This window comes from Thermoactinomyces mirandus, from assembly GCF_013868055.1.
In the GTDB taxonomy this organism is placed as follows: domain Bacteria; phylum Bacillota; class Bacilli; order Thermoactinomycetales; family Thermoactinomycetaceae; genus Thermoactinomyces; species Thermoactinomyces mirandus.
This window is the reverse complement of the sequence record NZ_JACEOL010000031.1, coordinates 26,781-42,673: the sequence shown is the minus strand read 5'-3', so window position 1 is coordinate 42,673 and position 15,893 is coordinate 26,781. Positions and strand designations below refer to the sequence as shown.

The window sequence follows — 15,893 nt, the reverse complement described above, 5'->3', positions numbered from 1 at the left end:
TAAGACTGCCTTTTCAGGTGGCTTCTATTTTTTTAGTATAACTGTTGTTAACAAAAGGCAAAAGAGTTTCTTTTTTTTGGTATCTTTATTTTTTCTTTGCTGTCAATTCGTGCTGTCGTATTCAACCGGACTGTTTTGCCATGGATCTTGTGTTTGTTGGGAACAGCTGCCCTCTATTTTCTGCTGGAAACCCTTGATTTTCCTTTTTTTGCTTCCCCTGTCGTGACAATAACTCCCCATTAGCCGCGCGTCGTAACAATGAACGCCTGCCCCGGTTAAACCTCTTCTTTTTCATTGGCGCTGTGAAGTGATCCATTCTGTCATGGACCAAAACCATATTTTGAAATTTTAAAAAGTCTGCCAAAATGCTTGTTTAAAAAGACACATATTTATAATTTAAGTCCGGTTGCGTTGAGGTTTCTCTGTATAATGGTCATATTTGGTTAAACCCATCATCCGAATTTGCTCCTGAATGACCTCATCACTATAACCTTTTTCGCGCAGTTCCCTGATTTTATTTTCTTTGCGTCTTAAAATATCCTCTTTTTCCTTCTTGTCAAACTCTTTGATGATCTCTAACTGCTCCTTCTCGGTCGGCGGGATAAATTCGTACAATTCATCCGGACGAACTCCCAGAAGATGTGCCATGTGGAAAATCGTTTCAGACCTCGGCATAGCCCCGCCTCGGGCCCACAAAGACACTTGTTGTTTGCGAACCCCCAATGCCCTGGCCAACGAAGTTTGGCTCGGCTTTTTCCCAAATATTTTCCATCCTTCCTCTCTTCTTCTTGTCAACACACTATCAATCCGGGGAATTAATTTCATACACAATAATCCTCCCATTGTTAATGTATAAATATTGCAAAATATTTATTGGCAAACTGGCTTATCCAAATGGGTGATAACTTCCTCGCCACATGAGGACAGAAAAAAACACCTGAAAGCAGAATCATTTGATATAAAACATTCCAAAAATTTGTATCATTTGGATTTGGTTTATTCCGTAACAATGATATATTCATAAATTAAAGTATAATACTTTTTCACGAATAATCAAAGTAAACAGGGTAGAATAAATAGAAAAATTAGTTGTAGAAATGGTTAAATATTAATTATTGGAATACATGTGGGGAGAAAAAATTCTTTTTTCAGGTACTGAATTGAAAACCATCATCGAAATCCCGCGGAAGGGATTCGATGGTACATCGGTGTGAGGAGTTGTTACCGGTCATCCCCACGTTCCGTCCAAGAGAAGAACAGCCTCCTTATCAGGGAGAAAGCCCGCTGGCAAAATAAAGCGCGGGCCTTTAAACCAGCCGATCCTGCCCACAAAGACCGTAAGGGGGAATCGACTTCTCTGTCATTCTGTCAAAGGATCAGAAATAGGCTTTATACAATCTTTTTTCCATCTACACACTGGACCATATGCAGTAGCTCCGAAATAAGAAAACCGTTTCAAGCCAATGCGAATAGTCCGTTTGTGATCAGTGATCTCTTTCGAACATCGATTTTCAAGATAAAAACATGTACTTCCAGGAAAGCATTAAGTCGCTGCCTTTTAGCGCATGGCTTCAGGAATGTACACACAGAAGGGTTCACTCTGCAAATAGTCACCGGTTACCGCGTATGCCCTTGAACGGGATCCACCGCAAACATAGCGGAATTCACAGACGCTGCACTTTCCCTTGTAGTTGTCCGGATTTCGCAATTCCTTCAGAACCGGAGATTCGCGGTATATTTCAGCCAATGGCTTTTCCCGCACGTTCCCGACCACAATCGGGAGAAGCCCGCTTGGCAACACTTCTCCAATGTGGGAAACAAAGATAAAGCCAACGCCGTCATTCACCCCTTTTGGCGCCCGTTTCAAGCCATCGATGCTTGAGGCCATGTCTTTCGTCAACGTGTCTTCATAACGAATCCGACTCCTGTCAACGATATGCTCCTTCGCTTTTTGCTGGAACACCACACGACGGTAATGCTGTGCAGCGGTTGTTTTAATATCGTAAGGAGCAGTTTTGCTCAATTCATACAACCAACGGAATACCTTTTCATGCTCTGCAGGAGAAATACAGGCATCAAGCTGACCCCGTCCAGTAGGAACGAGAAGGAAGATATACCACATAATTGCTTTCAATTCGCCAACGAGCCGGGCCATCTCTTCAAGTTGGTCATAATTATAACGGGAAATGACGGTATTAATCTGTAACGGCATCTTCAACTCGTTCAATTGTCGAATCTTCCTGACTGTCAAGTCAAAAGACCCGGGAGTGCCGCGAAAAGCATCATGAATTTCCGGCGTCGGTCCATCTAGGCTGAAGCCCCAACGGGACAAGCCAACCTCTTTTGCCCGCTCCATCTTCTCCTTCGTCACATTATCTGTCGCACTTGGTACCATGGATACCCGCATGCCCTTTTTTACAGCGTAATCTGCCAGCTGGAACAAATCTTCTCGCATCATGCAGTCTCCGCCTGTAAAAACAAGCATCGGGTTATTCATATCATAGATTTGGTCGATCAGGTTAATGCCCTCTTCATGAGTTAATTCCCTTGGGTCCGGGTTCAACTGTGCATCTGCCCGACAGTGTACACATTTCAATTGACAGGCACGGGTTACCTCCCAAATAACAATAAAAGGATTTTTATTATAATCAACTTGATGAACGGCACCATGTGAATATTTGCCTGGATGGCCATTTTCATGCATGTTTATCACCAAACTCACTTTTATGATATTTAACCAATTTAGTTTCTTTCTATAATTATATCGTTTATAAAATGGAGAAGAGCTTCGAAAATAGACCGATATTGTGAACAACTTTGAAAAAGCGGGTTTTCATGGATCTCTTTGTGTTTCTTTCAATCCGTAATTATTTTCATCCCGGACATAAATCACGCTCCACCAGTAAAATCCTGCCCCCGGCGGTTGGTCACATATCTTTTCGAAAGGCTGGCCAGGTCGTTCAAACTTATGTGTTCAAAACGGGTAACCCATTCCGATTCAAACAGAATCAACACCCAGCGCCAGGCAAAGGGAAAGCACGGAAAAAAATGTAATTACGGGATTGCATGGGTGTTTCAAATGGCATTCTTGCATCGGTTTAAATGCTCTTTCTTTTTCCTTTTATATGATTGTAACAATTTTTATTATTTTTTCATTCGTTGCCTTCGATGTACATATAAATCTAAAAAAGGAAAAAGAGGGGTTTTTATGAAGTGGATGCAGTCATCACTCACTCAGGCCATTGCCGGGACACTAGCGATAACGATTATCCTGTTGGCCAGTTTGTGGCTTGGCAAAAGCACAGTGCCCGTTGATCATGCCGTTCCATCTGTCGCCAAGCCATCTGATTCCTCCTTACGAACCGAATATGTAATGGAAAAAGTGGGATCGAAAAAGGTGCAACCAGTCCTTTCGTCTCCCACAGATTCAGACGGATACTGGATTGTTGAACGTTATCGTCAATATGAATACTATTATGATACCAACGGCCGGTTTCTTTACAAAAATCCAACCCAGCACGAAACCTATCTTCGCTATTGGCATCATCCTTAAAAGTGGTCACTATCTGTCCTGTTTCTTTAACATCAACTGGTTCCAGCATGAGCGGGTTGCGTCAGACCGGCCTTCAATCAAATGACAGACTCCCTCAAAAAATACCGGATCTTTCCATGAAGAAACCAGTTCCCGGGCACGGCGAAAATGTCGGATTGCATCCTGAAGTTCCCCCATTTCCAACAGGGTCCTGCCTTTGTGATAATGACCCATCGCCTGAAAAGAAGGCTTTTTTTCCCGCAACAACTGTTCTGCGAAATCGGTTGCCTGATTCAAATTTCCTGTCAGTATGGAGAGACGGGATCGAACCGCCATCCACAAGGGGTCTTCACTGACATCATCCGGAAGAACAGACATCGCTTTTTCTGCTTTGGCCCGTTCATTGTTTGCCATGCACATCCAAACATACGCAAACTGCAGTTCCAGATGGTGCGGAAACAGGGAAAGCCCTTTTTTCAGCCAGGAAAATGCTTCCTTTTTTTGCCCCTTCACCCATAGATTCCAGGCCAATCCATGATAGGCGCCCGGATATTTGGAATCTTTGCCCAACAAGCGGTGATACCATTCCAATGCCTTATCGGGCAATCCCATCTCCTCATAATCATGTGCAATTGATTCCAGAATCCGCGGATGTTTCGTTTTTTCATATGCAGCTAAACGCCAGAAAGAAACACTGTTCCATTCTTTGATGGCACGGTAGCAATGAGACAGGAAAAACATGGATTCCCAGTCATCCGGGTTGACTGACAACGCATGATAAAAACAGGGAATCGCTTCATGAACTTCCTCCAGGCGATAATAACATGCCCCCATGTTAAACCAGGCATCCGCATGGTCAGGCATGGCGGAAATCACTTCTGAAAACCTGCGAATCGCCTGCCGGTCCTCTCCTTCTTTTACAGCGATGCAACCCAGCATGTGACTGGCAAAAACGGTGAAGGAATCGTGATTGGCTGTTTTTAAAACCAGTTGAAACTGGCGGTTTGCTTCCGCCAACTCACCTTCATGGAAAAGTGTCAGTCCAAAGTAAATTCTGCCCAGTAAAAAATCCGGTTCCTCATCGACCACCTGCTGAAAAATTTTTCTGGCTTCGTCAAACATGGTTAATCCATAATAACCTTGTCCCTGGCGGAATTGACGAACAGACGTCTCGTTCAGCCAGACTTCTTCCTGAATTTCATTGTCATGTGATATGAGCCCGGGATGTTCAGCCGCCAATTCGGTTAACTGTTCTTCAATCCTTGCCCATGCTTCCAAGACTTCGTTACATGATTTCTTGATTTCCATAAAACGACGTCTTAATTCGGAGCGCTCTGTAACGGAACAATGAGGATAATTGGCTTTAATTTCTCCCAAAAACTTTTGTGCCCAGTCCATCCATTGCTGATGAAGCATGCTTTAAACCCCCTCCATCTTCTTCTATGTAGTAGCGTCTCTCGATCCGCCCATTTCCATACCCCGTCAATAAAAAAACTCCCGCCTGTATACGGGAGCAAGCTTCAATAAAAGGGCCTGAAGCAGTCAGGAACCCGAATGGTCTCTTTCTTACGGGAATCGACTCCAGCTGTTTTAACCGATTTTGCCGGAGATCGTGTTAAAGAACCATACCACGCAACTCTTCACCAATCAATTCGACAATCCGGTTACGTTCGTCCATGACCGCCACTTTGGGCCGGTGTTTTTTCACTTCCTCATCATCCATCATGGCATAAGATATAATGATTATCCGATCACCCGGCTGCACCAGACGGGCCGCTGCACCATTCAAGCAGATCACTCCGCTTCCCCGCTTTCCGGGGATGACGTAAGTCTCCAGACGTGCCCCATTATTGTTATTGACAACCTGTACCTTTTCATTTGGTAAAATATCTACTTGATCCAGGATATCCTCATCAATTGTGATGCTTCCCACATAATTGAGATTGGCTTCTGTTACGGTGGCACGGTGAATTTTTCCTTTCATCATCATTCGAAACATGTTTATCCTCCTTCCCGAGATACAAAAAGTTATCGATCAGGCGGGTTTTGCCGAAATAAGCGGCAATCGCAACAATAGAAGGCTGTTTGTCAACCCGTTCAATCGGTTCCAGTTTCGGATAGCTCAACGTTTCTACATAATCGATTTTCGCGAGCGGCTGGCTTTTGATCCGCCAGGTAATATAGGATATCAAATCGTCGGCTTTCAGCAATTCTCCTTTATCGATTAATTCCTGCGCTTCCTTTAATGCTTGATTTAATACAAGTGCCTGTTTTCTTTCTTCTGCAGATAGATAAACATTTCGGGAACTCATTGCCAGTCCGTCCTCCTCACGAACAATCGGACATGGAACGATGGTAACCGGAAAATGGAGTTCGCGAACCATTTGCTCAATCACAGCTACTTGCTGTGCGTCTTTTAATCCAAAATAAGCCCGGTCAGGCTGGATAATATGAAAAAACTTGCTAATCACAGTTGCAACACCGGTGAAATGGCCTGGACGTGCCACTCCGCATAACCGTTCTGTTATCTGGCTAACATTTACCGTTGTCAATGGAGTATCGGGATACATTTCTTTCACATCAGGGTGAAACAGAATATCCACCCCGGCCTGCTCTGCCAACTGTGCATCCCGTTCCAGATCTCTCGGATACCTGTCAAAGTCCTCATTGGGACCAAATTGCAGGGGATTTACAAAGATGGACATTACCACAGTGTCTGTTTCCTGTCTCGCCCGTTCCACCAAACTCAGGTGGCCCTTGTGCAAAAACCCCATTGTCGCCACATACCCGACAATTCCTTTTCTCTGCTTCAATTCTTTTCGCATATCCGCAACTGTCTTAATTTTCTTCATGTTTTTGAGCTCCTTCAATATAACCGTGCAATTGTTCCAACAATCCCTCTTTTAAATGAGACACATGTTTTTCTTCTGGAAAATGCCTGTTTTTAACGTCTTGCACATATTCCTGAATGCCGGAAGCCATCAATTTGCCTGCTTCCCGATAAACCTTGACAAACGAAGGGTGCAAATCTCCCGCCAGCGCCAGGATGTCGTGGTAAACAAGAACCTGGCCGTCACAGTAACGACCGGCGCCAATACCGATCACCGGAATTTCCAGGTGCTTTGTTACAAGTTCAGCCAGTTCCTCCGGTACACATTCCAACACCAGGGAAAATGCCCCGGCTTCTTCGATTCGTTTGGCATCATCCAGCAAACGTTGGGCATTGGGCAAATCCTTGCCCTGGATCAGATATCCGCCCAGTTGATTGACTGATTGCGGGGTCAACCCGAGATGACCCATCACAGGCACACCCGCCGCAGTCAAGGCTTTTACCTTCTCTTCAATCTCGGCGCCCCCTTCCACCTTTACGCCATATGCCAATCCTTCCTGCATCAGACGGGCTGCCTTTCTCAACACCTCACCTGTGGGAAGATGCGCTGTCATAAACGGTAAATCCGTAATTACCATCGCATTTCCTGCTCCTCTGGCAACTGCTTTCGTATGATGGAGCATATCTTCCAATGTGACCGGAATGGTTGAATCATACCCCAAAACAACCATTCCCAGAGAATCACCCACCAGCAGGATATCGGCTCCTGCATCCTCCGCCAAACAGGCAGACGGATAATCGTACGCAGTTATCATTGCAATCGGTTCCTGATTGCGTTTCATTTTAAGCAATGTTCTTCTGGTCACTTTTTTCTTTGCCATAAATGTCCCTCCTGTGCTTGATGCCTGGGCCCAAAAAAGAAAACGCCTTTTAATCGTCTCTTGTCGGGACGAAAAAAGGCGTAACTATCCGGTCTTTTTCCCGTAACTATCCGGTCTTTTTCCTTTTCTGTCCCCGTCCCAATGGCTCGAAGCAGATTTTCAACAATTATTAACTACGATCAACCATCGTATAGTGCAACTCTTATCGAAAGATGTCGCCTATACTCCTTTAAAGTATCGAATCTGAATGAGGATTGCAATATTTTTTGCCAAAAAACAAGTTCAGATTTGTCATATAAACAAACCGGTCATTGCCCCTGTTAAAAAACTGGCCAAAGAGGCACCAAACAACAGTTTTAAACCAAAACCTGCCACAACCGGCATTTGTTTTTCAGAGATGGCTTTAAAGGTTCCGGCAATAATTCCGATCGAACCGAAGTTGGCAAAACTTACCAGATAAGTGGAAACAATTGCAACAGTTCGTGCGCTTAAATGCTGGATCAGATCCTGAAATTGAAGTATCGCTACAAATTCATTCAAAATGATCTTCGTCCCCATAATGCCTCCTGCCGTAACCGCTTCAGACACAGGCACACCGGACGCAACGGCAAATGGCATGAGGATATAGCCCAGAATGGTTTGCAGGGTAATTCCGGTCAAATTTGAAGTAATAAAATTGATACCTTCCATCAATGCAATAAAAGAAATCAGCATCCCGGTAATAATCGCTACCAACTTGACACCGTCTGTTGCACCTTCGCCAATGACTTCAAACAAACCGCGGCGTCTTTCCTCTTTTTCGATAACAACAACATCTTTTTCTTTTTCTACTCGAAAAGGCATCAATATACTGGCTATAATCAGGGCGCTAAACATGTTTAAAGGCATCGCGACCAGCACATATTTGGGCGGCAGCATCGTCATATATGCCGCGATAATGGTTGAACTGACCGACCCCATTGCAGACGCACAGATCATGTACAGGCGCTCCCGTCCCAGATCATTTAATTGGCTTTTAATTGCGAGCAAGACTTCACTTTGGCCAAGAAAGATGGCGTTTACGGCATTAAAACTTTCCAATTTGGGAATGCCCGTTATTTTGGATACAGCCGTACCGACAATCCGAATCACCCAAGGTAATAAACCAATCCAGTTCAAGATTGCAATAAATGCCGCAAAAAAGATTATGGGAAGCAAAACATCAATTACAAATACGGATGCCCCTTCCGGTTTTAATCCACCAATAACAAAATCAATCCCTACACGTGCGAAATCAACCAATTTCAAAATAACTGCCGAAACCCCGTTAATAATGACCTCACCCACTCGTGTGCTTAACATTCCCCAGGTAACCAATAATTGAAGTAATAACATAATGCCAATTGCTTTGAAATTAATTCCTTTTTTATCGCTCGAAAATAACCAGGCCAATCCCATTACAGCGAATATTCCCAGGACCCCTATATAATCCGACATCGCATTTTTCATTCCCTTCAGTTTTAATAAACAGAAATTGGTTCCGGCAGATTATAATTAAAACAAATTTTGTTATATAAGTAAACCCTTTCAATGTGATTTCCAAAATATTATCATGCAGTAGTTATTTTATTGATTTACCCCGCCTTCTCTATGCATAAAAATTAGATTTTATTCTAAAAATATAAACTCAATCCTATAATTAACAAATAGACTATTAAGCACAAGCCACCGCAAGATCCGGAAACTGGTTGAACGGCGGGATAACACTGCATGAACAGCCATAATTCCACAAACGGTCATTGCCAGCAGTGTGAGCAAAAAAAGCATGCCAAAAAACATTTTAAAAAAACATTTTGTGCTCCATCTTTTCAATCCAAGGCAAAAAACGAAGCCAGGCCAGCTTTTTGTTTAATTCCGGCAGCTTCCCGACCGACTTGCGGGTTAAGCGGGCAAGTTCATCAAACGTTTTCGCCAGTAACATATCATGAAAACCGCTTGCACGTGTCGTAAAGTCAGGTATTTGCTAGAAGTCTATTTCGTCTGCTGGTTGAGCTGTCACGTGAATACCAATTAAGGCAACCACCTGATTCCTGAGCAACTTCTGATTGACTTTTTTGGCTTTCCCCTGCTTTCACCTTAAAATATTGGATATAACTATCATCATCCGCCGGGTGCGGCATCGTACTCTTTTTACTTATATTATAATATAATTTATATTTAAAATAGAAATATTTTTAATAATATTTATGATAATAGGAAAAGGCCTGGCAAAGAAGTTTACTTCTCAGCCTGGCCCTTAATAAGTCTTTTTGGCTTTCAATTTTCAGGCAAATCAATTTCTGCAGAATAAACAGGGACAATTCCGGTAGAAGTTCGAATGAGCAAGGCCCCCTGTTCATTAATTCGTTCAGCCACGCCTGTAACAGAACCTTGTGCCGTGCGTGCGGTAATGATTTTCCCCAACATTGCGGCTCCCTGCTCCCATTTTTCACGAATGGCAGAAAAGCCTTCCTGCAGATAGATAAAATATGTTTGTTCCAATTCCTTCAAAATGGTTGCCAACAAAGAGGCGCGATGGATGGTACGCCCTGTTTCAATTGCCAGTGAAGTTCCGATTTTCCTCAGTTCCACCGGAAAATCCGATTCACTGACGTTTACGTTCATCCCGATCCCGGTAATGACATAGTGAATCTGGTCATACTCTCCCCGAAGTTCCGTCAGGATTCCACATACTTTTTTCCCATTGATCAGCAAATCATTGGGCCATTTTATCTGTACATCCAACCCGGTTTCTTTCTGAATCGCCTCGCGTACGCCCACCGAAGCAAGGATAGTTAAATGGGATGCTTCTGCCAGTGGAATCGGCGGCCGTAATATAAGGCTCATCCAAATCCCGGTTTTAGGCGGGGAATACCAGACTCTGCCCATTCTTCCGCGCCCTTCTGCCTGCTCTTCCGCCACCACAACCGTCCCTTCCGGAGCTCCGTCTTTGGCCCGCTTGTGGGCAATAATTTGTGTCGACGGAGTGAAACAGATATATTCCATTTCCCTCCCGAACCGTTCCGTCTGCAAATGGGGGTGAATCTCTTCCGGCGCAAGGCGATCCGGACGATATTTTAACCGGTATCCGTGACGCGGCCTGGCTTCTATTTCATAACCTGCCTGTCTTAACTCCTCAATATGTTTCCAAATTGCGGCGCGAGAGCATCCAACCTGACGACTCATTTCTTCACCCGATATATACCCGGTTGAATTTTCTATCAACAGCTTCACGATTTCACTTTTTATCAAGTGCTCCAAGTTTGCATCCTTCCTTTAACAAAATTACTTTATCATTTGGAATCTTGCCCAGCGCCACTTGTTCAAACAGATTATACAAAACTTTTCCGATCCACGCCCCTTTTGGCCTTCTGCAATATTGCATCAAATCATGGCCGTTTATGTTTAATTGACCTGAATGATGAACAGGCATTTTGTGCCACCACATTGAGAACTGGCATTCCGAAGGAACAACCAATTTTTCGGCGATCAAACCGGCCAAGTGCCGCGCCTCGATCACCGTCTCCAATCCATGCCTAAGCAGCAGTCGGCACCAATCTTCATCCGATTGACAGGAAGGGGGAGCAACCAATTGACGGGCGAGCAAAAAACACCTGGCAATCTGCTGTTTGGCTCTTTTAGGCAACTTCAGGTCGTCCAGCCGGGGGGAGACATCTTTTTCACTTGCAGCACACAACTCTAAAAGATAAGCCCATCTTGCATTCAGGTTTGGTATTTTATCTGCTTTATAATTAATTTCCTGATTTTTTAACGTTTCGGACAGTCCCCAATGGCAAAAGGGGGGCAGAAAAAAAATAAGCCCGGTCCGGAACAGAAGTTGCAAACCCAGACAAACTTTTTCTGATTTAAACATCTTTTCCAGTTCAGCCGTTACCCGCTCCACGGACAAATAAACCCCCAACTTTTTATGGCTGCTGATTCCCTGCATGGTCGCAGCATCCAACCGGAATCCGAACTGGTTCGCAAACCGAACCGCTCTTAACATCCGCAAGGCATCTTCCTGGAAGCGCTCCGCCGGCAATCCCACTGTACGGATAATTCCATTTCGCAAATCTTCCTGTCCGGAAAAATAATCAATCAGATTACCATGCCGGTCTTTGGCCATCGCATTAATGGTAAAATCACGCCGTGCCAGATCCTCCCTGAGTGACCCGATAAACCGGACGCGTTCCGGTTGCCGGTGGTTTTTGTAACTTTCTTCTTTACGAAACGTTGTCACTTCAATCGGAACCTGATGCTCAATAACTGTAACGGTTCCGTGACGAAGACCTGTCGGAATCACCTTCTCAAAAATAGCCATAACCTGTTCTGGAACGGCATTGGTCGTCACATCATAATCCTGGGGACTTCTTCCCAGGCACTCATCCCTTACACACCCGCCGACCAAATATGCCTGGTAGCCCTGGTCTTCCAGTATCTCCATCACTTTTAACGCTGCCATTTTCCGCAGATCCATTACCGATCCCCCAACTTATTTGCCAATTACCCGGCGATAAACCTCTTCGTACTGTTTTACGATCTTACAACCGCAAAAATATTTTTTGACCCGTTCCAGGCCTGCTTTTGAAAATGATTCATACATAGCGTCATCCTGCAATAACCGAATCGCATAATCGGCCATTTCATCCGTATGTCCAACCGGAGATAAAAACCCGGTTCTTCCATGTTCAACAACTTCCGGAATTCCCCCCACATTTGACGCAACGGCAGGAACGCCACAAGCCATCGCTTCCAACAGAACCAGACCAAAACTCTCTTTTTCCGAAGGCAACAAAACCAAATCGGCAAGGGAAATCAATTGCGACACCTCATCCTGTTTCCCCAGGAAAAATACTTTTTCTGCCAACCCCCAATTGTTCACCAGGTCAATAATACGGGAAAGTTCAGGGCCCTCCCCAACCATTAACAAACGGGCGGGAATCTGTTTCTGGACTTTACGAAACACTTTGATTACATCCAAAGGTCTTTTTACAGCACGAAAATTGGAAATGTGCAACAGCAATTTTTCGTTTTCGTTACTGAATTTTCGGCGAAGGTGTGAAACATCCCGCGGAAAATAAACTTTGGTATCGACAAAATTATAAATGCGGTCAATATGTTTTTCTGCGCTTTTGCAAAAAAGGGCATACGTTTGTTTGACCAAATCGTCCGATACCGCTGTCACGGCATCACTGTGATGGATTCCATAACAGATGATATCCCGCAGGGAAGGATCTTCTCCCAGCACGGTAATATCCGTTCCGTGAAGGGTTGTCACCACTTTCAGGTAATCCCCTACCATTTGTTTGGCCAAAACAGCGGCAATTGCATGAGGAATCGCATAATGGACATGCAGCAAATCAAGATGGTAAGTTTTTGCAACCTGTGCCATCCGGCTGGCCAGGGACAAATCGTAAGGCGGATATTTAAAGACCGCATAACGGTTTGCTTCTACCCCATGGTATTGGATATTTTGATGAAAACTCACCAATCTGAACGGCATATCATAGGTGATAAAATGAATATCATGTCCCCTTTCAGCCAGCAATTTCCCCAGTTCCGTTGCAACCACACCTGACCCTCCGTGTGACGGATAACATGTAATCCCGATCCGCATCAAATTCCTCCTTAAACTCTTAAGGCTTCAAACAAGCAGTTCTTTTTTTATCGGACCAGCACTTACCAAACCTTCTCCATATAAAGCGCCAATTTGATGCCCCCACAACTGATCCCGGCCACGGATCATTGCCAGATAGGTAGGCTGATTAAGCGGAGTGCTGATCTGTCCTTTACCTGAGGAAAACTGGCTGTTATAGGAAAGCAACGCCCTGCTTTTTTTCTCATACACATCGGAAACATCGACAATGATGTCCGCCTGATCGATATTGTTGATAAAATAATAATAGATTTGCTGGGTACGATGAGCCGGTTCGTCGACAGGAGTTTCTCTCTTTTGAATGCCGGCGTCAAAGGCCGCTTCCTTAACCATTCTGCTGCAGGCAACATGGTCCGGATGCCGGTCCTGCCAATAGGGTGCCAGAATGACACGCGGCCGTAACTGCCGGATGACCTGCGTGATTTTTAACAACTGCTCTTTGCTTCCAGTCAACCCCCGATCGGGAAAACCCAACCGAATGCTCAGGCTAACCCCCAGAATTTTTGCTGCTTCCTCTGCTTCCTGCCGGCGCCGTTCAACCGTTCCGTTGGAGGAAAGTTCCGCATCCGTCAGATGACAAATGGCGACTGAATATCCATTTGCTGCATGCTTTGCCACAATACCGCCCACTCCGATCTCTACGTCGTCAGGGTGAGCGCCAAAAAATAAAATATCTGCCGTTTTGCTCATTTCTCATCCTCTTTTCCAGTCTCAATTCTCCAGTTTCATACATGCCATCAGCTGCTATTTCTCATCCAACAAGGATTCATGATGGGTAAATAGTGCAGGAGTCCCCCCAGTATGCCAAAACAAAACATGTTTTTCTTTCAGTAACCCTTGCCGGGCACGGTTAATTAACCCCGCCAGCGCTTTTCCCGTATAGACAGGGTCCACAAAGATACCTTCCGTTTGTGCGAGAAGGCGAATCGCCTCATTGCCGGACTGTGAAGGAACGCCATATTTTTTTCCGATATACTGGTCAAAAAGCTTGATTTTATCCATGGAAACGGTAACTTCTCCCTCGCCCATCCATTTTAATAAATGGGTTGTACAGGTATGAATATCTGATTGGAGCGGTTCACGCTTTTTCCAGACACTGATGCCCATTAAATCCGTCTCCTGCGAGTGCAACAGAATTCCGGCAAGCAATCCGGCCAACGTTCCGCCTGTACCGACTGCCACATAAATTTCGTCAAATGGAGCCAGTTGACATGAACCACATTGCTTTTCCAACTCCTGCCAGGCACGGAAATAACCATAATCCCCTGCCGGTGTCGATCCACCAACGGGAATGACATAAGGTTTGCGGCCAGCTTTTCTGGCCTCATCCGCTTTCTCTTCCATAACCCGGAGCAGGGCTTTCGATCCGTACACCCCGGTCAATGTCATTTCGGCTCCCATTATCTGATTTAACAACAGATTTCCTTGCTGGAGCCCCATTTTGCTTCCGGCAAAAAACAGCCATATTTCCAGACCGGCCTTGTTTGCAACCGCTGTGGTTAACCTGGCATGGTTAGACTGAGGGCTGCCCCCCGTCAGTACCAGATCGCAGCCCTCTTCCAATGCCTCCCCAATCAGATACTCCAATTTGCGCAATTTGTTTCCGCCAAACGCCAGCCCGGTCAGATCATCCCGTTTGATCCACAAACTCTTGATTCCCAGGAGCCGGGCAAGCCGGGGCAATGGTTGAATCGGGGTCATCCCCCCTATAATCGGAAAACGCGCCCAAGCCCGTTTCATCGGTAATTTCTCCTTTGATTAAAGATCCAGTATATTTTCCAGACCATAAACCAGCCTGTCCAAATTCATGACTTTCTCAACTGCCAATTTGACACCAGGCATGAATGACTCGCGATTGAACGAATCATGCCGCACTGTCAACAATTGGCCGTTTCCGCCAAACAACACTTCCTGGTGAGCAACCAATCCTGGCAAACGGACGCTGTGAATCCGAAAACCGTTGAAATACGCACCTCTGGCTCCATCGATCAATTCTTTCTCTTCAGGGTGTCCCTGCCGCATTTCTGCCCGGTTTTCATTGATCATTTCTGCCGTTTTCAAGGATGTTCCCGATGGGGCATCCAATTTTCGATCATGATGGGATTCGATAATTTCCACATGAGGCAGGTATTTTGCGGCTTTTTGGGCAAAAACCATCATTAATACAGCTCCAATGGCAAAATTGGGGGCTATAATCGCGCCAGTTCCGGTTTTCTTGCTTGTTTTGGCAAGCGACGCAACATCTTTTTGTGACAATCCGCTCGTTCCCACCACTGGACGAACACCTGTCTGCATGGCCAATTCCATGTTTTCTTTTACCACTTCAGGCGTTGTGAAATCAACCAGTACATTTGCCTTTGTCTTGCTTAACGCCTCAAGAGTCGATGAAACAAACGGAATCCCCAGATACCCGATCCCAACCACTTCCCCCGCATCTTTTCCGGCCTGGGAGCGAGAAATGGCGCCAACCAGTTCCATATTCTCTTCTTTCACCAACATTTTCACAACTTCCTGTCCCATTCTTCCACTGGCACCAGCAACGATGACACGAATCTTCATGATGTTATTTCTCCTTCTTCCCTCTGTTAGTATTCCTTTATTCGCGTCCACCGGTTGGCATCACGCGTTTCATACTTGTTCATTACTTCTTCACAAGCTTTTTCCAAATCGATCCCTAATGAATTTGCAAAACAGGTAACAATGAATAAAATATCTCCCAATTCATTTGAAATGGTATTTTCTTCTTCATTCGGCTTTTTCTTTTTCTCACCGTAACGGTGATTCACCTCGCGCGCCAGTTCTCCCACTTCTTCCGTAAGCCTGGCCAGCATGGATAAAGGGTGAAAATATCCTTCTTCAAACTGACTGATATACTGGTCCACTTCTTTTTGAAGATCAGACAACGATTTACCAGACATTTCATCATCCTCCCGGTTCTCTTCTCATGTTAACCGAAAATACATATCAAACTCAATC

At 44.9% G+C, this 15,893-nt stretch carries 17 protein-coding genes; 2 read left to right on the top strand and 15 right to left on the bottom strand.

The window, feature by feature from the left end:
* Positions 1-96: 96 nt before the first annotated feature.
* Positions 97-243 carry a hypothetical protein gene (locus H2C83_RS09930; protein ID WP_181740276.1) on the top strand — a complete coding sequence of 49 codons (147 nt, stop codon included), beginning with the start codon at positions 97-99 and terminating at the stop codon, positions 241-243.
* Between the two features lie 153 nt (positions 244-396).
* Here the strand turns inward: H2C83_RS09930 and H2C83_RS09925 are convergent, their stop codons facing one another.
* Both H2C83_RS09925 and H2C83_RS09920 read right to left on the bottom strand, forming a co-directional pair.
* Positions 397-825, bottom strand: coding sequence for a helix-turn-helix domain-containing protein (locus H2C83_RS09925; RefSeq protein ID WP_181740274.1), 429 nt, complete (start codon positions 823-825; stop codon positions 397-399).
* 733 nt (positions 826-1,558) lie between these two features.
* Entirely contained in the window at positions 1,559-2,704 is a 1,146-nt protein-coding gene (locus tag H2C83_RS09920) for a TIGR04053 family radical SAM/SPASM domain-containing protein (protein ID WP_181740332.1), read from the bottom strand.
* Positions 2,705-3,208: 504 nt separating this feature from the next.
* Here H2C83_RS09920 and H2C83_RS09915 point away from each other — a divergent pair.
* Complete coding sequence (locus H2C83_RS09915) at positions 3,209-3,553, top strand: hypothetical protein (protein WP_181740272.1); 345 nt, start codon at positions 3,209-3,211, stop codon at positions 3,551-3,553.
* Between the two features lie 9 nt (positions 3,554-3,562).
* Here H2C83_RS09915 and H2C83_RS09910 read toward each other — a convergent pair whose 3' ends face one another.
* From H2C83_RS09910 to H2C83_RS09850, 13 genes are all read right to left on the bottom strand, one after another.
* Positions 3,563-4,948, bottom strand: coding sequence for a tetratricopeptide repeat protein (locus H2C83_RS09910; protein ID WP_181740270.1), 1,386 nt, complete (start codon positions 4,946-4,948; stop codon positions 3,563-3,565).
* Positions 4,949-5,147: 199 nt separating this feature from the next.
* Positions 5,148-5,531 (bottom strand): aspartate 1-decarboxylase, encoded by a 384-nt coding sequence (gene panD / locus H2C83_RS09905; protein WP_181740268.1) that lies wholly within the window; start codon positions 5,529-5,531, stop codon positions 5,148-5,150.
* A complete protein-coding gene (gene panC, locus H2C83_RS09900; RefSeq protein WP_181740265.1) occupies positions 5,446-6,384 on the bottom strand; it encodes a pantoate--beta-alanine ligase in 939 nt (312 codons plus the stop codon). The genes panD and panC overlap by 86 nt, the downstream gene beginning before the upstream one ends.
* Positions 6,371-7,243 carry a 3-methyl-2-oxobutanoate hydroxymethyltransferase gene (panB, locus tag H2C83_RS09895; protein WP_181740263.1) on the bottom strand — a complete coding sequence of 291 codons (873 nt, stop codon included), beginning with the start codon at positions 7,241-7,243 and terminating at the stop codon, positions 6,371-6,373. The genes panC and panB overlap by 14 nt, the downstream gene beginning before the upstream one ends.
* A gap of 291 nt (positions 7,244-7,534) precedes the next feature.
* Positions 7,535-8,719, bottom strand: a complete 1,185-nt coding sequence (locus H2C83_RS09890; RefSeq protein WP_181740261.1) for a NupC/NupG family nucleoside CNT transporter — start codon at positions 8,717-8,719, stop codon at positions 7,535-7,537.
* Between the two features lie 343 nt (positions 8,720-9,062).
* The gene (locus H2C83_RS09885) at positions 9,063-9,203 is read right to left on the bottom strand and encodes a hypothetical protein (protein ID WP_181740259.1); all 141 of its coding nucleotides are present in this window, start codon (positions 9,201-9,203) and stop codon (positions 9,063-9,065) included.
* Between the two features lie 335 nt (positions 9,204-9,538).
* Entirely contained in the window at positions 9,539-10,522 is a 984-nt protein-coding gene (locus H2C83_RS09880; RefSeq protein ID WP_181740257.1) for a biotin--[acetyl-CoA-carboxylase] ligase, read from the bottom strand.
* Positions 10,500-11,738 carry a CCA tRNA nucleotidyltransferase gene (locus H2C83_RS09875; RefSeq protein ID WP_181740255.1) on the bottom strand — a complete coding sequence of 413 codons (1,239 nt, stop codon included), beginning with the start codon at positions 11,736-11,738 and terminating at the stop codon, positions 10,500-10,502. The genes H2C83_RS09880 and H2C83_RS09875 overlap by 23 nt, the downstream gene beginning before the upstream one ends.
* 15 nt (positions 11,739-11,753) lie before the next feature.
* On the bottom strand, positions 11,754-12,878 hold the full coding sequence (bshA, locus tag H2C83_RS09870) for an N-acetyl-alpha-D-glucosaminyl L-malate synthase BshA (RefSeq protein ID WP_181740253.1): 1,125 nt from the start codon (positions 12,876-12,878) through the stop codon (positions 11,754-11,756).
* A 27-nt stretch (positions 12,879-12,905) separates the two neighbouring features.
* On the bottom strand, positions 12,906-13,607 hold the full coding sequence (bshB1, locus tag H2C83_RS09865) for a bacillithiol biosynthesis deacetylase BshB1 (RefSeq protein ID WP_181740251.1): 702 nt from the start codon (positions 13,605-13,607) through the stop codon (positions 12,906-12,908).
* Between the two features lie 54 nt (positions 13,608-13,661).
* Positions 13,662-14,657 (bottom strand): 1-aminocyclopropane-1-carboxylate deaminase/D-cysteine desulfhydrase, encoded by a 996-nt coding sequence (locus H2C83_RS09860; protein ID WP_181740249.1) that lies wholly within the window; start codon positions 14,655-14,657, stop codon positions 13,662-13,664.
* Positions 14,658-14,675: 18 nt separating this feature from the next.
* Positions 14,676-15,476, bottom strand: a complete 801-nt coding sequence (gene dapB / locus H2C83_RS09855) for a 4-hydroxy-tetrahydrodipicolinate reductase (RefSeq protein ID WP_220184105.1) — start codon at positions 15,474-15,476, stop codon at positions 14,676-14,678.
* Between the two features lie 26 nt (positions 15,477-15,502).
* Positions 15,503-15,835, bottom strand: a complete 333-nt coding sequence (locus H2C83_RS09850; RefSeq protein WP_181740247.1) for a nucleotide pyrophosphohydrolase — start codon at positions 15,833-15,835, stop codon at positions 15,503-15,505.
* Positions 15,836-15,893: the final 58 nt, after the last annotated feature.

Excerpts from the sequence above, each read along its gene's own strand:
- H2C83_RS09925 (WP_181740274.1), bottom strand. The coding sequence starts at position 825 with ATGAAATTAATTCCCCGGATTGATAGTGTGTTGACAAGAAGAAGAGAG.
- H2C83_RS09920 (WP_181740332.1), bottom strand. The coding sequence starts at position 2,704 with ATGCATGAAAATGGCCATCCAGGCAAATATTCACATGGTGCCGTTCAT.
- H2C83_RS09915 (WP_181740272.1), top strand. The coding sequence starts at position 3,209 with ATGAAGTGGATGCAGTCATCACTCACTCAGGCCATTGCCGGGACACTA.
- H2C83_RS09910 (WP_181740270.1), bottom strand. The coding sequence starts at position 4,948 with ATGCTTCATCAGCAATGGATGGACTGGGCACAAAAGTTTTTGGGAGAA.
- panD (WP_181740268.1), bottom strand. The coding sequence starts at position 5,531 with ATGTTTCGAATGATGATGAAAGGAAAAATTCACCGTGCCACCGTAACA.
- panC (WP_181740265.1), bottom strand. The coding sequence starts at position 6,384 with ATGAAGAAAATTAAGACAGTTGCGGATATGCGAAAAGAATTGAAGCAG.
- panB (WP_181740263.1), bottom strand. The coding sequence starts at position 7,243 with ATGGCAAAGAAAAAAGTGACCAGAAGAACATTGCTTAAAATGAAACGC.
- H2C83_RS09890 (WP_181740261.1), bottom strand. The coding sequence starts at position 8,719 with ATGTCGGATTATATAGGGGTCCTGGGAATATTCGCTGTAATGGGATTG.
- H2C83_RS09885 (WP_181740259.1), bottom strand. The coding sequence starts at position 9,203 with ATGTTACTGGCGAAAACGTTTGATGAACTTGCCCGCTTAACCCGCAAG.
- H2C83_RS09875 (WP_181740255.1), bottom strand. The coding sequence starts at position 11,738 with ATGGATCTGCGGAAAATGGCAGCGTTAAAAGTGATGGAGATACTGGAA.
- bshA (WP_181740253.1), bottom strand. The coding sequence starts at position 12,878 with ATGCGGATCGGGATTACATGTTATCCGTCACACGGAGGGTCAGGTGTG.
- bshB1 (WP_181740251.1), bottom strand. The coding sequence starts at position 13,607 with ATGAGCAAAACGGCAGATATTTTATTTTTTGGCGCTCACCCTGACGAC.
- H2C83_RS09860 (WP_181740249.1), bottom strand. The coding sequence starts at position 14,657 with ATGAAACGGGCTTGGGCGCGTTTTCCGATTATAGGGGGGATGACCCCG.
- dapB (WP_220184105.1), bottom strand. The coding sequence starts at position 15,476 with ATGAAGATTCGTGTCATCGTTGCTGGTGCCAGTGGAAGAATGGGACAG.
- H2C83_RS09850 (WP_181740247.1), bottom strand. The coding sequence starts at position 15,835 with ATGTCTGGTAAATCGTTGTCTGATCTTCAAAAAGAAGTGGACCAGTAT.